The organism is Vibrio nitrifigilis (genome assembly GCF_015686695.1).
Classification (GTDB): domain Bacteria; phylum Pseudomonadota; class Gammaproteobacteria; order Enterobacterales; family Vibrionaceae; genus Vibrio; species Vibrio nitrifigilis.
Window position 1 is genome coordinate 391092 of the sequence record NZ_JADPMR010000003.1, and the last position, 21239, is coordinate 412330.

Below are 21239 nucleotides of genomic sequence, written 5' to 3' on the forward strand. Positions count from 1 at the left end.
ATGCTCTATCCCCAAGTTAGATCAAGATGCTGTTTCAGCAAGAATGTATTCATTTCTTTAGGAGGAACGGATTTGCAAATAGAGTCACTCTACGTAGGAGCTATTACTCCTACGTGACCGACCTTTGCTCACTGATAGCGCTCTGCATCGCAAACCTTAAGGTCATTTAAAAATATGGTAGAGCTTGATTACCAACGCAATATTGTAACAACTGGAGTAAAACGCAGTTTATATCGGCCTAATTTACGCAGTGTGCGTTGCCACAGTTTCCAACGTGTACAATGCCTATCAAGAGGTGATAGTGCTGATACGGACTTTAACCAAGGCAAGCATTTCAACATCGCATCACAAACAGAATCAAATCCATGCTGATAAATACCTGAGCCTAATTTTTGGCCAAGCTTAGTCGATGTTTTGTCACCAGCCAATACTACACAAGCAGTCGCCGTTGAAAAATTGAATCCTAGAGCATGAATAAAATGAGCCACTTGCTCGGCATCACAATCTAATAAAGCATGTTCACATAATACTAGAATCGGCGCATTTTCTGGCACAGGCAGATCATCGAACCAATCTAACTCAGTCACACTGCCGCAGAAATGCTGATACCGTTCACTACGATGAAAAAGCTTTTGCCGCCACAAAAGGTTCTCTGTGATATCAAGCTCGACCCAATGACAGCGCCCATTATCAATCCGATAAAATCGAGTATCTAACCCCGCACCGACATTCACAATCCAGCCATCCGGATGTAGTTCTAAGAAATGTCGTACCTGCTGATCACACACTTGGGCTAATGTTGCATGCAATAACTGCTTTTGATCGATGTCACCAGAAAGGCAATCAGGGGCGAGTTGGCAACGCTGACAAGCAGTCGCTGCGATAGGATCGTATATAAGTCCGTTATCAACCAAACTTTCTCGACTACGCAACCATAACGGTTGTACAAGATTGGTTGGGATCTGATAACGCTTATTTGTAGGAGTTGAAGCAGCACACATTATCATCTTCCTTATAGGGCAACAGAAAGATGATAATGAATATCAATTAGATTTACAAGTTATTGAGAATAGATCTCAAGAAGATTTTACATCCAGTCAGTATTACGAATAATACCTACGGCAATCCCTTCAATCGTTAACTGCTGACAAGTGAGATCAACTTCAATCGGTGCGAAATCGTCATTTTCTGCATGTAGTAACACCGTAGAGCCTTTGCGCTCTAAGCGTTTCACTGTGACATCATCTTCAACACGAGCCACCACAACCTGACCATTACGAACATCTTGCGTTTTGTGCACAGCTAACAAGTCACCATCCATTATGCCAATTTTTTTCATACTTTCGCCATGAACACGAAGCAAGAAATCAGCATTAGGTCGGAACATTGCACGATCAACTTGGTAATGTGCTTCAACATGTTCTTGAGCCAAAATAGGTTCGCCTGCAGCAACCTGACCAATAAGAGGTAAACCTTGTTCTTCTGGAGTATCATTGGCTGCAGTATCCAACAAAATACGAATACCTCGAGAGGCACCAGGGACAATCTCAATCACTTGCTTACGAGCAAGTGCTTTTAAGTGTTCTTCCGCTGCATTAGCAGAACGAAATCCTAACTCACGGGCAATCTCTGCGCGAGTTGGCGGCATTCCTGACTCTTCAATTTTAGTTTTAATCAGATCGAAGACTTGTTGTTGGCGTGGCGTTAACGGCTTCATAATTCACCTGTCTGTTTATACAGTTGCCTGTGAGTATATCCAGTATTTGGTTAAATGCAAAGCCAATTGCTCATTTTTTAGATAAAGAGGATACCAACCCAAACAAAAGCCGTGATGACCATCATAATCAGCACAGCAGCCGACCCCATATCTTTCGCTCTACCAGCTAGTTCATGGTATTCACTACCAATACGATCAACCACGGCTTCAACTGCACTGTTGAGTAGTTCAACAACCATAACCATGAGTAGCGAACTAATCATTAAGATACGTTCAACATGAGTCACATCCAACCAACATGCGATTGGGATTAAAATACAAGCTAATAAGACTTCTTCTCTAAAAGCTGCTTCGTTTTTAAATGCAGCTTTTAACCCCTGAACAGAGTATCGACTCGCTTTAATTAAACGTTTCAACCCTTGTGGATTTTTTGTACTCACAGGTGCTCCAAGGCTATTTGCAAATTTATCATTATGATTAGACGCTCGAATCATCAATTAAGTTAACAGGTTCGACCAGCTCTGTTATTCTTAAAACTCAACAATTATAAATCAGTGATGCGTTCTATCTCTCAACCACATCGATGGTGAATGTTTGTTTAATATACAAAAATGGAACGCTTAAAACTTACGACTATTTCTTGAGGCTCAGAACTCTTATGTCTTCTGGACACAGCTTAACTCGTTCATTACTCAACCTACCGTTAAAGATATTGGTGAAAGGAAATGCTATTCCATCAAAGCCCATTGATGATTTAGGGATCAATGTTACCAAGCCGATCGTTTACGCACTACCTTTTCGTTCCAATGTAGATTTAGTGACACTTCAGCGCTTCGCAATTGAGGCTGGACTCCCCGATCCGCTACAACCGCTAGAGATTAATGACCATCAGTATGAACGTTATGTATTTATTGGCTCTCGCCCTAAGTTAAGAAAAGCAGATAATCATATACCAACAACATCAATTCAGCTGTTCTCTGAGTTACTACAACAACATAAAGTAGACTCTGAACTTGATGTTCAAGTGATTCCTGCCACTGTTTTATGGGGTAGAAAACCGGGAAAAGAAGGTGAACACAAACCCTATTTACGAGCCTATCGTTCAGGACAAAAAGCCAAAGTAGTACTCACTTCAGGTCGAGACTGTATGGTTAGGTTCAGCCCCGTCGTATCCCTACGCTATATGGCAGATAACCACGGAACAGATGAAGCGATTGCATTAAAGCTAGCACGTGTCGCCCGCATCCATTTTTCACGTCAAAAACTTGCTGCGTCCGGCCCTAACCTGCCCGAACGTTATCAACTGTTTGAAAGGTTAATGAATTCTCCGGCGATCAGAAAAGCGATTGCAGATGAAGCCAAGAGTAAAAATATCTCAGAAGAAAAAGCTCGTCATGAAGCGCAGAAGATTCTCGATGAGATTGCAGCCAAATTCTCATATTCCTTAGTTAAAAAAGGCGATCGCTTACTTGGATGGCTATGGAACCGTATTTATCAAGGTTTAAACATCAATAATGCAGCGACAGTTCGTAAACTCGCTCAAGATGGCCATGAAATTGTTTACGTACCTTGTCACCGTAGCCACATGGACTATTTGCTGCTGTCTTATGTTTTATTCCATGAAGGGCTAGTCCCTCCACATATAGCTGCAGGTATTAATCTTAACTTTTTTCCTGCTGGCCCACTGTTTCGTCGTGGTGGTGCTTTCTTCATCCGCCGCAGCTTTAAAGGCAATAAACTCTACTCTACTATCTTTAGAGAATATTTAGCAGAGCTGTTCACCAAAGGTTATTCCGTTGAGTATTTTAGTGAGGGAGGTCGTTCGAGAACTGGCCGTTTATTACCCGCTAAAACCGGCATGCTCGCCATGACAATTCAAGCCATGCTAAGGGGGCTAAATCGTCCGGTGACGTTAGTACCCGTTTATATTGGCTATGAACACGTTATGGAAGTAGGCAGTTACGCAAAAGAATTGAAAGGCAGTCGCAAAGAGAAAGAAAATGCTGGCCTCGTATTACGTACCGTAAGAAAACTGCGCAATTTTGGCCAAGGCTACGTTAACTTCGGTGAACCTATTTCACTTAATCAATTTTTGAATAAAAGAGTACCTGATTGGACCCAAGATATTGATCCGATGGGAACAAGTAAACCTCAATGGATGACGCCAACGGTTAATGAGTTAGCCAATACAATGATGACGCGTATCAATAGCGCAGCGGCAGCTAATGCGATGACATTATGCGCCACAGCTCTCCTTGCCTCTCGCCAAAGAGCGTTATCACGCGATAACCTGGTTCGGCAAATCGACTGTTATTTGGATTTATTGCGCAATGTTCCTTATTCGAACACCTGTACAGTACCTAAAGAGGATGCCGTAAGTTTGGTGCGCCATGCCGAGTCGTTGGATAAGTTCATCATTGAATCGGACAAAATCGGGGATATCATCTCCCTTGATCGCAGCCAATCTATTCTGATGACTTATTATCGTAATAACGTTATTCATCTATTGGCACTGCCATCTCTCATTGCTCAAATCATCATTCGTCATCAACGGGTGTCAAAACAGCAAATATTTAAAACCGTAAAGCATATTTATCCTTTCATTAAACAAGAGTTGTTCATCCACTATCAAAACGATGAGCTAGAATCTGTGGTTAATGCTTATATTGATGAATTAGAGAGACAGGAATTAATGACGGTATCTGGCGACCAAGTTCAGATAAATCAAAGTAATACTCAAACTTTGATGCTGTTAGGTCGTACAACATCAGAGACACTGCAGCGCTATGCAATTACGCTAAATCTATTGGTCAAACATCCAGAACTGGGTAAAGCAAACTTAGAACGCTATAGCCAAGAAGTCGCGCAACGTTTGGGCCGACTGCATGGCATTAATGCGCCTGAATTTTTTGATAAGGGTGTGTTTGCTAGTTTATTCATTACTTTAAAGCAACAAGGATATATAGACCAAGAAGGAAATAGCCAACAAGAGCAAAGCTTAAGCTTTGCGAAAGAGTTATACCATTTGCTTTATCCGGAAGTCAGATTGACTATTCAGGAGAGTATTTATCAAACTGAGCTAACGGATATGTAACTGTCACGATTTTCTAAATGACATGAATCACTTGTGCATAAAAAGACAAAGCCGCTCAAATGAGCGGCTTTGTTATAAACAATAAAACGGTTAAATTAAGTAAGCAATCAACAAACCGATGCAAACTGCGATCCCAACATAATTGTTATTTAAAAATGCAACAAAACAAGGATCACGCTCTCTATGGCGAATTAAATGCTGCTGATACACGAACAAACCACCAGCAACTAACAGAACCCAATAATAAATAACACCTAAGTGTAACTGGCAGCCTAAACCAATCAACATGGCCAGTGTTGCTAACTGCAGTAAGCCTATGATCAGTTTATCAAAACGACCAAATAGAATGGCCGTTGATTTAATACCAATCTTGAGATCATCATCTCTATCTACCATCGCGTATTGGGTGTCATAAGCAATAGTCCACAACACATTAATCACAAAAACAAACCAAGCCATCATCGGTAGTTCACCCGACTGCGCAGCCCAAGCCATAGGAATCGACCAACTGAAAGCAAGCCCTAAAAATAGCTGAGGTAAGTAGGTATAGCGTTTCATGAACGGATAAATAAAAGCGAGCACGATACCAAAATAAGATAACCTGATGGTTAAATCGTTCATGGTCAACACTAAAGCAAATGAAATGATGGATAATGTAACAAATAAGAAGACCGCTTCTTTCGCACTCACCACCCCTGAAGGTAACGGTCTGTTACGTGTCCTTTTCACAAAGCCATCGACTTTGCGATCGGCAAAATCATTAATTACGCAGCCAGCAGAGCGCATTAAAAAAACGCCCAGAACAAAAACAATGAGCACTTTCCAATCTGGTAAGCCCTTTGCTGCAATGATCAATGCCCAAATGGTTGGCCATAACAAAAGCAGTGAACCAATTGGGCGATCCATACGCATTAACTGCCAATATGCGCGTGCTTTAGCAAAGGTCATCTAAACAGGCTCCTGAGTATAAATAGGGGAATGAGGTAAAAAGAGTTCTGCGACTAGCATTGGTTTGTGATCCATCCATAGACGTGAACGTCGAGCTAATAAAGGCTTACCGTCAACGTCGGCCCACCCTACTTCCAATCCATCACGTTTCACATTATCCGCACTAAAAACCGTTAATCCTAGAGGAGTTGTTCCTTGGTTAGATAAATCATGCTGTGAATCACGAATTGTTGATTCAGGAATAAGGGTACGGCCAATCACCCATGGTTCATTATCACCTAAAAGCACAACTTCTCGAACCCAGCAATCTTCTGAGGTATTTAGAGGGGCAACATCATTAGCTAATAAATTTTTATGCGCAACTTGTTGATTATTTATCAAATTAACATTAAGTTGATTACATTGTTTGGCTAATAAACGTGATAATGATCCTTTTTCCAACAGCCATTTCTTACTCTGTTCATCAGGAAATGTGAACATACTGGGTGAAGACCAGCTAACGTAATGTAGCGAATATAGGTAGAGCGAAGTAAACTTATTCATACTAATATTTCTATATGACAACATAGCGTCATAGGTGAAGCCAGAGATCACTTCTAGCAACCATAACTGGGCTTATCACTATTTTATTTAATGGATTGTTGCACTTATTGTAACAAGACTCGAGCCTTTCGAATATCGTAAACAAACTAAAGAAAAGACAACAATATGTTTAAACGTTTTCTAACCCCAGTGATACTTACTTTAAGTTTGCTCGCACCTTTCTGTGCCTCTGCTGAGCAAGAACAACCACCCAAACTTGCATACTTTACGCTCGAACCCGATCTCACCACTAACTTTTACACCAAAGGTAAAAAACTCGGTTATATCCAAGTACGCATTGATATCATGGTCGCTAATGAGGCTGATCTTCCTATTGTAGAAAAACATCAGCCCCTAATCCGTGATGCAGTGGTTGAATTATTAGGAGAGCAAAGTGCAGACACGATCAAGTCACTCTCGGGGCGAGAAGATTTACGTAAGACTCTGGTAGAAAAACTAAATAACATCTTACTACCAGAGACCGGGCGCCGTATCATCGCCGACTTACTTTTTACCAAATATATGTATCAATAAAACAGCAACAGAACGGCTTAATCTATTTGGCTTGATGACGCCAAGCGTCACTCAAGCCAAGTAATCCACCAGCAAGTAATCCAGCCAAGTGTGCTGTATTTGCGATAGCCATAAAAGGTTGCACATAGCCAAGTACTAACCAAATCAGCATAAATATAACAATTGATTTAGGCAGACTCACTCCAAGATGCGGAGCTCGAACACTGATCACCCATATGTAACCAAGCAAAGCATAAACCACTCCAGATAATCCCCCGAAGTTTGCACCATCAACCCAATATTGCCCAGCACCTGAGATAACTGCGGATACCACAAATATTTTTGCTACGGTAACACTGCCAAGCTTTTTCTCAATTGAACCACCAAGATCCCACCACCACAGTAAGTTAAAAGCGATGTGCATAACTGAGAAATGCAATAATGCATGAGAGACCCAGCGCCATAACTGCCATTGCTGAGATTTATAAGCAGGGAAATGCAGTAGAGAAAAAATAGCGCGTCCAAAACCCAATATCTGCAGTAGATAAATCGCTATACACGCAACCATGATTATTAAGGTGACAGGCCCTGCTCGATCTTTGATCATCGAGATCAAGCTTGGAGATTGATATTTAAAGGGCGGTGATTGATCATGACCGATCTCCCAGGATGCCGCTTGATACTTTGGATCATCAGGATGAGTGATAAATAGATTTAGTTCATCAACCACAGCCGAATATTGTGAATCATCAGATAACCACAATGAAAACTGCCCATCTCCTTCAGACATCATCTGAATATCAATCTGCTGCTTCGCCATATAATCAATAAAAGCTTGAGCAACACGAGGATTGTTTAGAGTGACCAGTTTTATCATAAATTATTCGCCTTTTATTACGGGTAAGCCTGCTCGATGCCAAGCTTCAAAACCACCATCAACACTATATACCTGTTCAAAACCTTGGTTTATTAAATATTGAGCAGCTCCCTGACTACTATTGCCATGATAACAAATGACAAGAACCGGATGATCAAATTCAATCTCATTCATAAATTCCACAATCGTATCATTCGTTAAATGAAAAGATTGATCGGCATGAGCCACATGAAAAGACTGCGGATCACGGATATCAACTAAAGCCGCCCCTTTTTCTTCCATCATCTTATGAGCATTAAATACATCGATATGTTGAAATTGGTCCATTTGAAAAGCCTTGTAATCTTGGGTTGTTATATTGACTGCATTGTAACCTATCCAATGGCTAACAAGTACACGTACTCAATAAGGTTATCCACTTATGCTACTTTAGGATCATTTTGTGGATAAAACTGTGGATAGCGTTGATAAAGTGTTTTTTTGATCTTTGATCCACAACATCTAGTAATGATCCTTATTTAGCTGTGTGTAAAAGAAAACATATCCCCATTCGGAAAATCGCTTTCAGCCCTTTATTTACCCTGTTTGATGACAACTCATAAATAAATTTGTCACAGAGTTATCCACAGATTTAAATCCCCTACTGATCACTATTTTTCGATCCAATTTACCAATATTGAGATCAGTCATGCACATATCGATCGGCAATAAAAAAGGCTGAGATCGTTAAATCTCAGCCTTCACATTCTATAAAGTGGATAACTTAAATATCACCCACTGCTTCTTTAAGCTTTTTCATCGCATTCTTTTCAAGCTGACGAATTCGTTCAGCGGAAACACCATAATGATCGGCAAGTTCTTGCAATGTCGCTTTTTGGTCATCAAGCCATCTTGAACGAACGATGTGTTGACTACGTTCATCCAACGTTGCTAATGCTGCGGTTAAACGTTGATTAGTGTGTTCTTCCCAGTTTTGGGCCTCAACGTTGTCTGCCAAGTCAGAGTCTTTGTCTTCAAGATACAGCACTGGCGCTGTGTAAGACGAATTTTCATCGTCGTCTGCTGACATTTCAAACGTCGCATCTTGCGCAGCTAGGCGAGATTCCATCTCACGTACTTCTGAAGGCTCGACACCTAATTCTCTTGCAACAGTCTCAACTTCACCATTGTTGAACCAACCTAAACGTTTTTTCGATTTACGTAGGTTAAAGAACAATTTACGTTGTGCTTTAGTCGTTGCAATTTTTACGATACGCCAGTTACGAAGCACGTATTCGTGAATTTCGGCTTTGATCCAGTGGACGGCAAACGACACGAGTCGAACACCTACTTCCGGATTAAAACGTTTTACCGCTTTCATCAGGCCGATGTTACCTTCCTGAACCAAATCTGCCATAGGCAAACCATAACCAGAGTAACCTCGAGCCACATGAACAACGAATCGAAGATGAGAAAGGATTAGTCCTTTCGCTGCTTCAATGTCACCTTTGTAGTGTAACCGCTCTGCGAGTGAGCGCTCTTCGTCAGCTGTTAGCATCGGATAGCTATTCACTGAACGAATATAGCTGTCTAGGCTATCTTGCGTTACTAGAGCCATTGGATACGCTTGGTTAGTCATTCAATTCCTCATCAATTTCTGATCTGGAGCCACTTTAACTCAACTATGCTGAACCTAAAATGAATAGAGTTCAAGCACTAGAAGTTATTATGCATAAACAATTATAATAAACAAGTCAACACTTGTTAACATATTGTCCGTATTTTCTATTCTAAATGGGGTCTATTTCTTTGAGATGACGGTTCGCGGATACTCGAGCAGCCACACATCCAATAAAGGTTCCCATCATCAATAATAATAACGATTCATCCCAACCTAATCCCAATAGTTGGAAATGACTGTCGTATAACCCTGCTAATTTTTCTACTGCGTTATTCAGCAATAAAGTAATTATAGCCGTCATTACCCACGCGATGATCGCCCCTAAAATACCGAACCACATACCAGAATATACATAAGGCCTTAGTATGTAGCTGTCGGTTGCTCCAATCAGCTTCATGGTTTGTATTTCTTCTTTATTCGACTGCACATTAAAGCGCAGCGTATTCCCTACAATGAGAAATACAGAAGCAAGCATCAGAATAGATAGACTGACCACTAAAATACTGGCTAGGTTGCGAATGGCATCAAGACGAGATAGCCAATCCTCGTCAAGCCTCACATCTGTTACACTGGCGTTTTTTTGTATATCCAGGGCAATCGACTTGATTTGCTGTTTTTGAGTGACTTTGGGATTCACAATCAACACAGCTGGCAGAGCAGAAGAATCCAGCAAACTAATCGCTTGCTCGAATCCAGCATTCGCACTCAGGTCTTCAATCCCTTGTTGTGGCGAAATATATTCCACTTTATCGACATCATCCCTTCGCTCAATTTCATCTTTGATGACCATAATTTTTGCTTCGGGCGTGCCTTCTTCAAGGTACACACTAATTTGCGAAGAACTGGCTACGCTAGCAGCAACAGATGAGATATTTTTACTAATCAGATAAAAACAACTTGGTAAAGTGAGCGCCATAGAGATAACCGCAAGCGTAAGGATATTCCCCATCGGACGTTGCCAAAGCTTATTAAATGCCGCTTTAGCCTGTTTTATCTGAACAGTAAAATAGCCATCCGTTTTCATTCGCTTACCAGGATTAGACTTAGGCTCTTTACGCTTTAATCTTTTATTGGCCATAATCTTGGACCTCGCTCAAAAAACCTTGGTTCAGTTCTAAGTGACGATATTGAGGACGAGAATTCACTAAGTTAATATCGTGAGTCGCCAATAAAATGGTGACTCCAGCTCGATTAAATTCTTCAAATAATCGTAGAATTCGGTTCGACAGTTCTGGATCAAGGTTTCCGGTAGGCTCATCTGCAAGCAATAGAGTCGGACGATTAACCACAGCCCGAGCAATACCAACTCGTTGCTGTTCCCCACCTGATAACTGTGTCGGGAAACAGCGTGCTTTATCAAGCAATCCCGTTTTATCTAGCGCTGCAGAAACACGCCGTTTGATTTCCGCTTCACTCGCAGATTCAATTCTCATTGGCAAAGCCACGTTCTCAAACACCGTACGATCCATCAGCAGGCGGTGATCTTGAAATACAATACCAATATTACGACGTAAAAAAGGAATATCACGATTAGGAATCCGTGTTATATCGTGATCATTAAAACTGATTTTTCCGTCCGTTGGCCTTTCAATCGCACAGATTAATTTCAACAGGGTACTTTTCCCTGCACCTGAATGCCCACCTAGAAACGCCATTTCACCCCGGCGTAGATGGAAATCTACCTTCTGCAGTGCCTGACGTCCGCCTCGATAGGCTTTACTTACTTGTTGAAATTTAATCACGCATTATTCCTCTTGAACCTACCTTAGGAATACCTTCATTAAGTATTTAATTTTTAATGTTATTCATCGCGGCTAAACAGCGCATCGATAAATTCTTGAGTTTCGAATGGACGAAGATCATCGATTCCTTCACCCACACCAATATAACGAATTGGAATTTGGAACTGATCTGCTAGGGCAAAAATAACACCACCTTTTGCAGTACCATCTAGTTTAGTTAGAGTAATCCCGGTTAAAGGTGCTGCTTCGGTAAATAACTTCGCTTGGCTAATCGCATTTTGGCCAGTTCCCGCATCAAGCGTTAACATGATTTCGTGAGGTGCTGAATCATCGATTTTTTTCATCACACGAACAATTTTACGCAACTCTTCCATTAAGTTGCCTTTATTTTGCAGACGACCAGCGGTGTCGGCAATGACCACGTCATAATGGCGCGCTTTAGCCGCTTCAATCGCATCATAAATCACTGAAGCGCTATCAGCCCCTGTGTGCTGCGCAATAACAGGCACATCATTACGTTCACCCCAAACCTGAAGCTGTTCGACAGCGGCGGCACGGAATGTATCCCCAGCGGCTAACATCACTTTCTTGCCATCCGCTTGAAATTGTTTCGCCAATTTACCAATGGTTGTTGTTTTACCTACCCCATTAACACCAACCATAAGAATGACGTAAGGTGTTTTTTCTGTGTCGATAACTAAAGGTTGTTCAACGGTAGAAAGGATGTCAGCCATCTCTTCCTTTAACAATCCATATAATGCTTCGCCATCTTTTAATTCTTGGCGCGATGCTTTTTCTGTCAGACTATCGATAATTTTCATTGTGGTATCCATGCCCACATCAGCAATCAATAGCTGTTCTTCTAACTCTTCAAATAAGTCATCATCGATTTTTTTACCCTTAAACAGGCCAAAAAAGCCAGCACCAATATTGGCTTTAGTACGACTTAAACTACGTTTTAAACGAGCAAAAAAGCTTTCCGTCGGTTTCTCTTGTTCCTGAATACGTGCTGCTTTAGGTTCTTCAACCACTTCATGTTCAGGCTCTTCAATTACTTCTGCTTCTGCTTCTGCTTCTGCTTCTGCTTCTGCTTCTGCAACAAGAGTATCTTCAGACTCAGATGGCTCATCAACGACCGGTTGATCTTGTTCGTCTTTTTCTACTTCGGTTGTTTGTGTCTGGCCAGACTCTTCATCGCCAAAGCCGAGCCACGACAGTAAGCCACGCTTCTTTTTTTCTGTCATCAGGGAATATCCTAGATTTGCTTAACTAACTATGACTCTTTTCTTGGAGAATTATCCCTCTAAAGAAAAGAAAAAATGACAAAGCAGTGAAAACTTTTGCTCTCACTTGATACACTTTGCCATACTTTTTTCATTCAACTGTCCATTTCCAGCCATAATCGCTGGCAGGATGGCTATAGTAACACTTAATGAGCGGTCAAAAAATCTATGGCAAGACGTCCTAAGCAAAAACCATCTGCTGCCCAATCACCAACAGGTCACGTACGCATAATCAGTGGGTTGTGGAGAGGAAGAAAACTCCCTGTCCATGATGCTCAAGGATTAAGGCCAACGACCGATCGAGTCAAGGAAACTCTATTTAATTGGCTAGCGCAAGATATTGCAGGGTCAAACTGTCTTGATCTTTTTGCAGGTTCAGGCGGTTTAAGCTTCGAAGCTGCATCTCGTCAAGCTAACCACGTCTCTATGTTGGAATTAAACCCTAAAGCGTATCAGCAGTTGAGTCAAAACATCACCGCTTTAAAGACAACAAATATTGAAGTTCATCAAACAGATACTTTGCAATACTTGGCGAAAAAAGGCACGCCCCATGATGTAGTCTTTATTGACCCCCCTTTTCGCAAAGGCTTACTTGAGGAAACGATTCAGTTGTTAGAAAACAATGGGTGGTTAGCCAATTACGCTATGATTTATATTGAATGTGAACGTGAGTTAGCCTTACCTGAGCTACCTGAACACTGGGAACTTTACCGAGAAAAATCAGCAGGTCAGGTGAGTTATCGTTTATACGAAAGGAATGTAGGATGAAAGCTCTCATTTGGATCGCTAAAACAGCCATTGCACTTGTTTGGTTAGTGCTCATTCTTAATATAGTGATGCCTTTCCCCGGGAAAGCGGCTTGGGCGCTATACATCATGACTGTGTTTTTGTTTATGATGCATGGTCTTCAAGCATTGATTTTTATTGGGGCGTTCGGTGACAAAATTTCCATGAGTCGCTGGGAAAAGTGGTCAATACTCATATTTGGTATTTTTGCCCTACTGGATATTCGGCGAAAGCACATGTCTTAATATCGCTATCCCAAAATAAATAAAGCCCGGTACCGGGCTTTATTTATTTTGGGTATATAGCGTTACTGAAGGTCCATATAACTTTTCACACCATCGAGTAGCATCTGAGTTGAAATCATGACTAAGAGCAACCCCATAAGCCTTTCTACAGCCTTCAACCCTCGCTCACCAAGTAACTTGTGAAAGAACCCATAAAACATAAGGATACCAGATGTGCCAAGCCACGCTAACAACACAGAAATAGACAGCTCAAACATATGGTTAGAGTACTGAGTTGAAAGCAGTAATAAAGAAGCGATAACCGATGGCCCAGCGATCATAGGAATAGCCATAGGTACGATGAATGGCTCTTCGCCAGCGGCTAACCCAGTAATACTCCCAGCGCTCGGAAAGATCATTTTAATCGCAATAATAAATAAGATGACCCCACCCGATATACTTAGGGTTTCAGGTTGAACATGCAAGAAGCCTAGAATTGATTTTCCCGCATACAAGAACAGCAACAAAATCACCAATGCTGCACTTAGCTCACGAATTAGGATAATACGACGTCGTTTTTTGTCGAAATGCTTAAGAATAGACAGGACAACGGGTAAATTCCCGAGAGGATCCATGATCAAAAATAGCATGGTCGCTGCTGATAGAATTTCCATAACACCTCAATAAAACGAATAATTGGGCGCAGTATAGCAACAGAGTCTAAATATTTCGATCACAATGAGGGCAAGTTATGCCCAAGTAACAGCATAAATACTGGGCAAAAATTAAAAGTATAAATCAGTCATGCTGGCAGATCTGAGCGCGGTTTAGATGCCACTTCCCGTCTTCAACAATCACTTTATCGTGCTGCTGTAGAAAACTTAATAGTGTATCTGTATTCAGGTTCTCACATTTACAAGTATTGAAGTGGACATTATCGCCAAATTGCTGCGCAATCCATGTTCTAAGCTCACTTTCCGTAGAAGGGTTTACTTCAAGATGGTTTAGCACTTTATGTGCATGGACGTTAGCCATGTTTAAAGCTCCTTAAGAGATAATAGGACTCTTCAAGGTACTCCGAATATGACAACATTAACTTGATGTAACTCAGTTATAAATCAAAACAGCTTCGACAATTAAGCACTGCGCGAGCAAATAAGTACCAGAAACCAAATATTCACCACACTTTATTGGTTGGCGGTTTTCATGGATGGCTAAAATTACCCAAGACACCATAAAAAGTAACGCCCCCAGAAAGCCACAAAGTGCCGATGGCGTGCTTAGTCTTAACCAAGACTGGCCAGCTGCCCAAGCCATCTGAATCAAAACTCCTCCCATGATCATTACCGGGAAAATGAGCTTATCAAGCTGAGGGAGAAGAAGAAAAAACGCAACAATACCAGTAGCGATTAATAAAGCGGGCATCCACCAAACAATAGATCCCGATAACTGCATCCAAAAAGCGACACTAACAAGTATCTGTGCCGCTAAAAAAGAGATAAAACTGATTCGAGAATACTGCTTAAAGTAATGAAGTACATCCGCCACCATAGAAACAAGTAAACTCGCAAGAATCCATTTCCCAGGAGCAAAACTTGCTGGAGTTTCACTGAGTAATAAAACAAACAGTAAACCCAGACTGACTAAGCGGAACACAAGAGACTGCTGCAAGTCCTTGTTTTTATATGAATAAATGCTGATATATCCAGATAGTGCGACCGAAATCCAGCTCCACATGCTCATAACGCCTCTTTATACTAATGTCGCCAGTGTAGAGATGAGAAAAGATAAGTCCAGTAAAGAAGAAAAAAACTTCGATCTAGATATATAACTGAAATGATTACAATTTAACCCAAGCTCACCTAAAGAAAGAAAAATAGATAAAAATACCATTTCAATGAGAATTGACATCATAACCGTTATAAATACAATAATAATAGCCAAAAAACCACATTATAGACCTAAAAAACCTTATTTTAAATATGAAAAAACATATAAAAAATACTACAAAAACAATAAATTAAAAAACAAAAATATAGGCAACCGTTTGCTTTTGTTCTAATAAGGAATATCACCATCAAGATTCCTATATTAGAAAATCATTTCCCATTTACAATTGACATATGATAATTATTATCACTAAACATAGTATTTTTTACATAAATCCTATGTTTATAAAAAAAATTAGACCATTCCTTCCCTAGTAGCCAAAAATCACAAACTACCATATTTAGAACATACCATTAACTTAAATAATTAAATATAAATCATAAACTTAAAATAAAAAAAGAAGAAATTACCAGCACAACGTACACTTTAAAAACAATTCAAAAACATATGAAAAGTCATGGGTTTTATCCTTTATATCTACCACTTAATGAGTGGTTTACACTATTATGTAGTTTAATACTTGATTAAAACAATAAAGTAATGCTATTCTTTATTCATATTATTAATAGTGAATAAGGAGCGGTGTTATGATTTCTTCATCTCAAAAACAGGGATTAGTCATGATTGCAGTGATCGTTGGCCTAATGACACTGCCTATGATTTACTAATTTCCCGTGATTAAAAATAAAAAAGGACGCTGCAGCGTCCTTTTTTATTTTTAATCACTTCTATATGTATTTTTATTTCAATAAGTTAAAACCCAAAGTGTTGATTAAGCTCGTCCCAGTGCATGTAATAAAACAGAACAGCAGCGAGTGTCATTAATGTCATTAAAGATAGCGCAATTCTCCATACAAAACGTCCACTTCTGGGTGTTAATTCTTTTTCACACTCTTTACATGCCAGAAAAAACTCCCTACTTTCCTCGAGAGTCTGGTGACCACTTTCAATTTTTTGTGACATCCCCACTATAAAATGAAGTTTAACGGTAATGTGACTTGGTAATCGCTCTTGGCAACTGACGATCAGTTGTTCTAGTTCATTCCCTTGGGCGTGATATTGCTGCTTTAAAAGGGCTTCGAGCCGGTGCGTTCTCAAAACGACTTGATCCATTTCAGGCATACCTTTCCTCCCGTCCCTTGTTAGTATTGAGCATCCCTACTTATCTAACTAAGGCTTATCTATTGAAAGTGTAGATATAAATGACCGAAATACCATGTGACCAAGCGCCCAAAGGAAAGAATACGGACAGTCACCCCGTTCATTTTCTTTCCTCATACATATCCAAAACCGACCCTAAACTAAATTAAGGTAAAAGCCAGTTAGTTTTGGTGGATCGAGAAAACATCCAGCTCATAGCAAGGGAGCCTGCACCAGCAATAAGCACCCACAAGGGAATAACCCAACCAGGATGCCCTTGGTACCAACCGAACTCTTTCATTGGCCACAGAAAAATAGGGTGCAATAAATAAATACCAAGACTGTACTTACTAATAAACGCTATACACTGTTGAGCTTTATGCGGTAACGTCGGAGCGATTGCTCTACCCAAGATAAAGATCATACTTGCCGCTAAAACCACATTAATTGTTTTATAGGAAAGCCAACGCCCCACTGAATATTTGTCCCGCATGACACTCAGTTCTACGACCGAATGTACGGTAAAATAGAGCGACGTAATCCCAAGAACAACGGCAATAACCACCGTTAATGGCGTAATAGGAACCTTTTTAAAAAGCAGATACCCTAATGGCAAATAGCCAGTATAAAGCCATATTTCAGTACTCCATGGCCCATCTATATGCATGAGATATAGCACGGTAGTCACCAACCAGATACCAACAAAAATGACCCAAATGGCATCATCGACTTGCTTATTAAGCCATTGCAGAAAAGGAATAACAAAATAGAGTGGAATAAAATAGTAGAAAAAGCCTAAATGATAGTAGGTTGCATGGTGAGGGCTATTCGCCAATGTCTGTTGAGCAACATCGCTATCAAACCCACCCGCCGATAATCCAGAAAATAGACCATAAAAAACCGACCAGACTACGAATGGAATAACGACCTTACCTAAACGTCTTTTTAGATAATAGCTTAACTCAAAAGGACGATGATCACTTAACAATAGCGCGCCCGAAATTAAGATAAACACGGGCACAGCCCAGCGAGTAGAACCGTTAACAGAAACAGCAGTTAACCATTCCCCATCAGGAATCACACCAAATTGTTCTCGGTATGGTGCTAATACATGAATTGCAATAACAGCGACTGCCGCTACACAGCGTAATAAATCAAAAAATATAACTCGATTTTCTTTTTCCATTCCTTTTCTCGCTTTTTATAGCATGCCATTACTATAAAGTCCTACTTTCCTAGTGTGTAAAACTGTTGTCAGTGACAAGTAAACATCATCCCCTATTCGTTTATTTTCAGAGAATCATCACTAACTATACACAATTCCTTCCAAGATGCGGTTCAGCGAAAATGAATTAGCGGCAAGCTAACTGACTGCGCCCAATATCGCATCCATTATTAGGTTCGCTCTAGAATTGTAAATGAAGTCCTGAATCCTGCGTTGTAAGGTTAAGGGGACACATAGATATAACCTATTGGAACAATAAATAAACTCCATTGTTATTCATTCAACATCCTCGCTATTCTTTTTATCGACAAAACGCAACAAGTCACTTACAGATAATAAGAGGTGAGCTATGAATACTAACTTAATCGGTTTAGACCAAGAACAAAGTCAACAATTGGCTCTATCACTTAATCGCTTACTTGCTAACTACCAAGTGTTCTACATGAACACTCGTGGCTACCATTGGAACATCAAGGGCAAAGAATTCTTTGTCTTACATGAAAAATTTGAAGAAATTTATACTGATTTACAAACCAAAATCGATGAAATAGCGGAACGCATTCGCACACTAGAAGCGCAACCATTACATAGCTTTTCTAGTTATATCGAACACTCAGAAATTAAAGAACACACGAACGTAACTGATGGCCAAAGCACAGTAACAGGGCTAGTTAAAGGGTTCGGTCAATTAATTAGCCAGCAACGAAATGTTCTCTCTATTGCGGCAGAGGCTGGAGATGAAGGCACAGCAGCTCAAATGGGAGATTATATTCGCGAGCAAGAGAAACTTGTTTGGATGCTAAATGCTTGGTTGCAATAATAATTACATTTATTAGTGTAACGCGTTACTCATTGTTCTCTCCACAATGAGTTATGAAGAGCAAAGCCCTCATTCGAGGGCTTTTCGCTGTTGGTGACGAGGAAGCCACAGCGATATTAGACTAGTCAGGAGCAAAAATACCACCGACGCCCACAAGCACAATGCTAACCCACCGATTAAGAATAACGAGCCGGAAAGCACGGTTCCGATCAAGCGGCCCAAGGCATTCGCCATATAATAAAAGCCGATATCAAGTGAAACCCCATCCTCACTCGCGTAACTAACGATAAGATAAGAGTGCAACGATGAATTGATGGCAAATACGGCCCCAAATATCAGCAACCCTAACGTCACTACCCAATGAATGTACCATTGGTATGTAATCCCTAATGCTACCGCTATCGTAACAACAGATAGAAGACATGCCCAACCCAATGCTGCTTTACCATCGGGAACATGACTGGCATGTTTTCCTGTCAATCGCGGGGCTATTCCCTGCACCACACCGTACCCAATGACCCATACGGCAATAAATCCCCCCACCTGCATGTAGTCCCACGCAAAAACAGACCCTAAATAGACAGGTAAAGCGACAACAAACCAAACATCACGAGCACCAAACAGAAATAGCCGTGCAGCAGATAAGATATTTACCGATCGAGATTTAGAAAAAATCTCACTAAATTTCGGTTTCTTTTTAGCTTTGCCAAGGTCTTTTTTTAACCCAATTAAACTGCCAAGTAATACACCAGCAAGAATCGCAGCCATCAATAACACAGCACCGCGAAATCCAATCAGAGAAAGTAATAGACCGCCGGCAAAAAAACCAAAGCCCTTGAGTGCATTCTTTGATCCAGTTAAAAGTGCCACCCAACGATACAGTGTTCCTTGCTGATCCTGAGTGACAAAGCTTTTTACTGCACTCTTTGCACTCATTTTATTAAGATCTTTTGCTATACCAGATAGAGCTTGGGCAGACATTACCCACACCATGGTTAACCATGAAGTGGGCGCTGCAAGCATAATAAGCGACACAATTTGTAGCGCTAACCCAATGTTCATCGTCCGATTAAGACCAAGTCTGGCCCCTAACCAACCACCGATTAAGTTAGTGACGACACCAAACAGCTCATAAAAAAGAAATAATGCAGCGATCTGTAACGTGTCGTAACCCAACTGGTGGAAATACAGCACCACCAGCATTCTTAGAGCCCCATCGGTCACTGTAAAATTCCAGTAATTAAAAGTAACCAGTAGATATTGCCGGGTCAGGCTGTCCATTTGTTGCCACTTACGCATGAGTTTTCCTAGTTCATTGAGCTTAAGGATCATCATGTTCCTAAAGCTCAAAAAGCTCTTAATTAGCCATACCAACCAAACGAACCAGCTCAGAAGTTCGTGTCGCATACCCCATTTCATTGTCATACCAAGCATAGATTTTTACCATGCGGGAACCCACTACCATGGTCGACAATGCATCAACAACTGTTGAACGTTTATCGCCACGATAATCAATTGAGACGAGCGGTTTAGTTTCAAACCCAAGAATACCTTTTAGCTCTCCTTGAGAGGCTTGTTGGAGTAATTGGTTTACTTCTTTGGCACTCGTGTCTTTCTGTACATCAAAGACAATATCGGTAAGTGACGCATTCGCCAAAGGAACGCGAACTGCATGGCCATTAATTTTTCCCTCCAATTCTGGAAAGATTTCAATAATGGCTTTCGCGCTGCCAGTCGTCGTTGGAATCAGACTCATGCCACATGCTCTAGCCCGGCGCAGGTCTTTATGAGGGGCATCAAGTATGGTTTGCGTATTAGTCAGGTCATGAATCGTCGTAAAAGACGCCTGTTCAATACCTAATTTTTCATGAATGACTTTTACAATTGGGGCAATGCAATTTGTAGTACATGATGCGGCTGTCACGATGCGGTGAATTGCAGGGTCAAAAATATGGTGATTCACTCCTACCACGATATTCGCCACTTGTTCATCTTTAACCGGTGCCGAAACAACCACCCGTTTTACACCTTGCTTCAAATACAGATTCAGACAATCCATATTGCGGTGAACACCTGTAGACTCAATCACCACATCACAATCTGACCAATCTACAGCACTGATCTCGCGTTCTTGCGTCACGGCTAGTTGATGACCATCAATCCAAAGTGAATCGAGATTTGCAGTCACCTCGTGATGCCAACGGCCTTGAATAGAGTCAAATTCTAAGAGATGCGCCAACGTTTCTGAGTCACCCGCAGCATCGTTCACCCTGATAAAGTCTAATTCTGGCCAATCAAATGCCGCTCTTAACGCCAAACGACCGATTCGACCAAATCCGTTAATTCCAACTTTTATCGCCATTTTCTTCCCCTAAGAGCAGCACGGATGCTTGATTTCATCTAAACGTTTCCGGTCTTTAATATATTGATTTTTCAAACAATCAGATTCAGACAAACCAGCAATAATCGCCATTAACCAACCAGGTAAATCGGATGCAATTCTGTAGTACACCCATTGCCCTTGTCGTTCATCTGCCAAAATGCCACTTTGGCGCATTAACGCTAAGTGACGAGAAACCTTAGGTTGGTTTTCATTAAGTGCTTCTGTCAGTTCACATACACATACACTCTGCTGAGCAGCAATTAACAAAAGACAACGCAGGCGAGTTTCATCGGCCAGCAATTTAAAAAATTGGTGTGGCAACATAGTTCTGACCTCATATTCACATATCCATATA

The 21239-nt window shown here is 40.9% G+C and carries 24 protein-coding genes; 5 read left to right on the forward strand and 19 right to left on the reverse strand.

Annotated features, from left to right (window positions below; genetic code table 11):
• Positions 1–188: 188 nt before the first annotated feature.
• The 3 genes from I1A42_RS15710 to I1A42_RS15720 all read right to left on the reverse strand — a co-directional run bounded on the left by I1A42_RS15710 (position 189) and on the right by I1A42_RS15720 (position 2157).
• Positions 189–1001, reverse strand: a complete 813-nt coding sequence (locus I1A42_RS15710; protein WP_196123999.1) for a class I SAM-dependent methyltransferase — start codon at positions 999–1001, stop codon at positions 189–191.
• Positions 1002–1087: 86 nt separating this feature from the next.
• Positions 1088–1717 carry a transcriptional repressor LexA gene (gene lexA, locus I1A42_RS15715; RefSeq protein ID WP_161156923.1) on the reverse strand — a complete coding sequence of 210 codons (630 nt, stop codon included), beginning with the start codon at positions 1715–1717 and terminating at the stop codon, positions 1088–1090.
• 77 nt (positions 1718–1794) lie between these two features.
• Entirely contained in the window at positions 1795–2157 is a 363-nt protein-coding gene (locus tag I1A42_RS15720) for a diacylglycerol kinase (protein ID WP_329604834.1), read from the reverse strand.
• Between the two features lie 218 nt (positions 2158–2375).
• Between I1A42_RS15720 and plsB the strand changes: the two genes are divergently transcribed.
• A complete protein-coding gene (gene plsB, locus I1A42_RS15725) occupies positions 2376–4811 on the forward strand; it encodes a glycerol-3-phosphate 1-O-acyltransferase PlsB (RefSeq protein ID WP_161156925.1) in 2436 nt (811 codons plus the stop codon).
• 90 nt (positions 4812–4901) lie between these two features.
• Here plsB and ubiA read toward each other — a convergent pair whose 3' ends face one another.
• Together ubiA and I1A42_RS15735 are read right to left on the reverse strand one after the other, a co-directional pair.
• Positions 4902–5759, reverse strand: coding sequence for a 4-hydroxybenzoate octaprenyltransferase (gene ubiA / locus I1A42_RS15730; protein WP_196124001.1), 858 nt, complete (start codon positions 5757–5759; stop codon positions 4902–4904).
• Positions 5760–6302 carry a chorismate lyase gene (locus I1A42_RS15735; protein ID WP_196124002.1) on the reverse strand — a complete coding sequence of 181 codons (543 nt, stop codon included), beginning with the start codon at positions 6300–6302 and terminating at the stop codon, positions 5760–5762.
• Positions 6303–6467: 165 nt separating this feature from the next.
• On the opposite strand from I1A42_RS15735, the gene I1A42_RS15740 reads away from it, so the two are divergent.
• On the forward strand, positions 6468–6875 hold the full coding sequence (locus I1A42_RS15740) for a flagellar basal body-associated protein FliL (protein ID WP_161156929.1): 408 nt from the start codon (positions 6468–6470) through the stop codon (positions 6873–6875).
• Between the two features lie 22 nt (positions 6876–6897).
• Here the strand turns inward: I1A42_RS15740 and glpG are convergent, their stop codons facing one another.
• From glpG to ftsY, 6 genes are all read right to left on the reverse strand, one after another.
• Complete coding sequence (gene glpG, locus I1A42_RS15745; RefSeq protein WP_196124003.1) at positions 6898–7731, reverse strand: rhomboid family intramembrane serine protease GlpG; 834 nt, start codon at positions 7729–7731, stop codon at positions 6898–6900.
• A gap of 3 nt (positions 7732–7734) precedes the next feature.
• Positions 7735–8058, reverse strand: coding sequence for a thiosulfate sulfurtransferase GlpE (glpE, locus tag I1A42_RS15750; RefSeq protein WP_161156934.1), 324 nt, complete (start codon positions 8056–8058; stop codon positions 7735–7737).
• A 436-nt stretch (positions 8059–8494) separates the two neighbouring features.
• Positions 8495–9349, reverse strand: a complete 855-nt coding sequence (gene rpoH, locus I1A42_RS15755; protein WP_161156936.1) for an RNA polymerase sigma factor RpoH — start codon at positions 9347–9349, stop codon at positions 8495–8497.
• Between the two features lie 151 nt (positions 9350–9500).
• Positions 9501–10469 (reverse strand): permease-like cell division protein FtsX, encoded by a 969-nt coding sequence (gene ftsX, locus I1A42_RS15760; RefSeq protein WP_161156938.1) that lies wholly within the window; start codon positions 10467–10469, stop codon positions 9501–9503.
• Complete coding sequence (ftsE, locus tag I1A42_RS15765) at positions 10459–11133, reverse strand: cell division ATP-binding protein FtsE (RefSeq protein WP_161156940.1); 675 nt, start codon at positions 11131–11133, stop codon at positions 10459–10461. The genes ftsX and ftsE overlap by 11 nt, the downstream gene beginning before the upstream one ends.
• A gap of 59 nt (positions 11134–11192) precedes the next feature.
• Positions 11193–12377 (reverse strand): signal recognition particle-docking protein FtsY, encoded by a 1185-nt coding sequence (gene ftsY, locus I1A42_RS15770; protein WP_196124004.1) that lies wholly within the window; start codon positions 12375–12377, stop codon positions 11193–11195.
• 207 nt (positions 12378–12584) lie between these two features.
• Here ftsY and rsmD point away from each other — a divergent pair, with 207 nt between their 5' ends.
• Positions 12585–13184, forward strand: a complete 600-nt coding sequence (rsmD, locus tag I1A42_RS15775; RefSeq protein ID WP_161156943.1) for a 16S rRNA (guanine(966)-N(2))-methyltransferase RsmD — start codon at positions 12585–12587, stop codon at positions 13182–13184.
• Positions 13181–13447 (forward strand): DUF1145 domain-containing protein, encoded by a 267-nt coding sequence (locus I1A42_RS15780; protein ID WP_161156946.1) that lies wholly within the window; start codon positions 13181–13183, stop codon positions 13445–13447. The genes rsmD and I1A42_RS15780 overlap by 4 nt, the downstream gene beginning before the upstream one ends.
• A 62-nt stretch (positions 13448–13509) precedes the next feature.
• Here the strand turns inward: I1A42_RS15780 and I1A42_RS15785 are convergent, their stop codons facing one another.
• From I1A42_RS15785 to I1A42_RS15805, 5 genes are all read right to left on the reverse strand, one after another.
• Positions 13510–14100, reverse strand: coding sequence for a YhgN family NAAT transporter (locus tag I1A42_RS15785; RefSeq protein ID WP_161156948.1), 591 nt, complete (start codon positions 14098–14100; stop codon positions 13510–13512).
• Positions 14101–14224: 124 nt separating this feature from the next.
• Entirely contained in the window at positions 14225–14461 is a 237-nt protein-coding gene (locus tag I1A42_RS15790; protein WP_161156950.1) for a YecH family metal-binding protein, read from the reverse strand.
• Between the two features lie 72 nt (positions 14462–14533).
• The gene (locus tag I1A42_RS15795; RefSeq protein ID WP_196124005.1) at positions 14534–15169 is read right to left on the reverse strand and encodes a lysoplasmalogenase; all 636 of its coding nucleotides are present in this window, start codon (positions 15167–15169) and stop codon (positions 14534–14536) included.
• Between the two features lie 900 nt (positions 15170–16069).
• Entirely contained in the window at positions 16070–16438 is a 369-nt protein-coding gene (locus tag I1A42_RS15800) for a DUF4145 domain-containing protein (RefSeq protein ID WP_196124006.1), read from the reverse strand.
• A 184-nt stretch (positions 16439–16622) separates the two neighbouring features.
• Positions 16623–17642, reverse strand: coding sequence for an acyltransferase (locus I1A42_RS15805; RefSeq protein WP_196124007.1), 1020 nt, complete (start codon positions 17640–17642; stop codon positions 16623–16625).
• 388 nt (positions 17643–18030) lie between these two features.
• Here I1A42_RS15805 and I1A42_RS15810 point away from each other — a divergent pair, with 388 nt between their 5' ends.
• Positions 18031–18501, forward strand: a complete 471-nt coding sequence (locus I1A42_RS15810) for a Dps family protein (RefSeq protein ID WP_196124008.1) — start codon at positions 18031–18033, stop codon at positions 18499–18501.
• A 69-nt stretch (positions 18502–18570) separates the two neighbouring features.
• Here I1A42_RS15810 and arsJ read toward each other — a convergent pair whose 3' ends face one another.
• From arsJ to I1A42_RS15825, 3 genes are read right to left on the reverse strand one after another with little or no spacing between them, the layout of a single operon-like run.
• Entirely contained in the window at positions 18571–19800 is a 1230-nt protein-coding gene (arsJ, locus tag I1A42_RS15815) for an organoarsenical effux MFS transporter ArsJ (protein ID WP_196124009.1), read from the reverse strand.
• Between the two features lie 58 nt (positions 19801–19858).
• Complete coding sequence (locus I1A42_RS15820) at positions 19859–20863, reverse strand: ArsJ-associated glyceraldehyde-3-phosphate dehydrogenase (RefSeq protein WP_196124010.1); 1005 nt, start codon at positions 20861–20863, stop codon at positions 19859–19861.
• A gap of 9 nt (positions 20864–20872) precedes the next feature.
• A complete protein-coding gene (locus I1A42_RS15825; RefSeq protein WP_196124011.1) occupies positions 20873–21208 on the reverse strand; it encodes a metalloregulator ArsR/SmtB family transcription factor in 336 nt (111 codons plus the stop codon).
• Positions 21209–21239 lie beyond the last annotated feature (31 nt).

Bases quoted from the DNA above. Each gene is read 5' to 3' on its own strand.
- I1A42_RS15710 (WP_196123999.1), bottom strand. From the start codon at position 1,001: ATGTGTGCTGCTTCAACTCCTACAAATAAGCGTTATCAGATCCCAACC.
- lexA (WP_161156923.1), bottom strand. From the start codon at position 1,717: ATGAAGCCGTTAACGCCACGCCAACAACAAGTCTTCGATCTGATTAAA.
- plsB (WP_161156925.1), top strand. From the start codon at position 2,376: ATGTCTTCTGGACACAGCTTAACTCGTTCATTACTCAACCTACCGTTA.
- ubiA (WP_196124001.1), bottom strand. From the start codon at position 5,759: ATGACCTTTGCTAAAGCACGCGCATATTGGCAGTTAATGCGTATGGAT.
- I1A42_RS15735 (WP_196124002.1), bottom strand. From the start codon at position 6,302: ATGAATAAGTTTACTTCGCTCTACCTATATTCGCTACATTACGTTAGC.
- I1A42_RS15740 (WP_161156929.1), top strand. From the start codon at position 6,468: ATGTTTAAACGTTTTCTAACCCCAGTGATACTTACTTTAAGTTTGCTC.
- glpG (WP_196124003.1), bottom strand. From the start codon at position 7,731: ATGATAAAACTGGTCACTCTAAACAATCCTCGTGTTGCTCAAGCTTTT.
- glpE (WP_161156934.1), bottom strand. From the start codon at position 8,058: ATGGACCAATTTCAACATATCGATGTATTTAATGCTCATAAGATGATG.
- rpoH (WP_161156936.1), bottom strand. From the start codon at position 9,349: ATGACTAACCAAGCGTATCCAATGGCTCTAGTAACGCAAGATAGCCTA.
- ftsX (WP_161156938.1), bottom strand. From the start codon at position 10,469: ATGGCCAATAAAAGATTAAAGCGTAAAGAGCCTAAGTCTAATCCTGGT.
- ftsY (WP_196124004.1), bottom strand. From the start codon at position 12,377: ATGACAGAAAAAAAGAAGCGTGGCTTACTGTCGTGGCTCGGCTTTGGC.
- rsmD (WP_161156943.1), top strand. From the start codon at position 12,585: ATGGCAAGACGTCCTAAGCAAAAACCATCTGCTGCCCAATCACCAACA.
- I1A42_RS15780 (WP_161156946.1), top strand. From the start codon at position 13,181: ATGAAAGCTCTCATTTGGATCGCTAAAACAGCCATTGCACTTGTTTGG.
- I1A42_RS15785 (WP_161156948.1), bottom strand. From the start codon at position 14,100: ATGGAAATTCTATCAGCAGCGACCATGCTATTTTTGATCATGGATCCT.
- I1A42_RS15790 (WP_161156950.1), bottom strand. From the start codon at position 14,461: ATGGCTAACGTCCATGCACATAAAGTGCTAAACCATCTTGAAGTAAAC.
- I1A42_RS15795 (WP_196124005.1), bottom strand. From the start codon at position 15,169: ATGAGCATGTGGAGCTGGATTTCGGTCGCACTATCTGGATATATCAGC.
- I1A42_RS15800 (WP_196124006.1), bottom strand. From the start codon at position 16,438: ATGCCTGAAATGGATCAAGTCGTTTTGAGAACGCACCGGCTCGAAGCC.
- I1A42_RS15805 (WP_196124007.1), bottom strand. From the start codon at position 17,642: ATGGAAAAAGAAAATCGAGTTATATTTTTTGATTTATTACGCTGTGTA.
- I1A42_RS15810 (WP_196124008.1), top strand. From the start codon at position 18,031: ATGAATACTAACTTAATCGGTTTAGACCAAGAACAAAGTCAACAATTG.
- arsJ (WP_196124009.1), bottom strand. From the start codon at position 19,800: ATGCGTAAGTGGCAACAAATGGACAGCCTGACCCGGCAATATCTACTG.
- I1A42_RS15820 (WP_196124010.1), bottom strand. From the start codon at position 20,863: ATGGCGATAAAAGTTGGAATTAACGGATTTGGTCGAATCGGTCGTTTG.
- I1A42_RS15825 (WP_196124011.1), bottom strand. From the start codon at position 21,208: ATGTTGCCACACCAATTTTTTAAATTGCTGGCCGATGAAACTCGCCTG.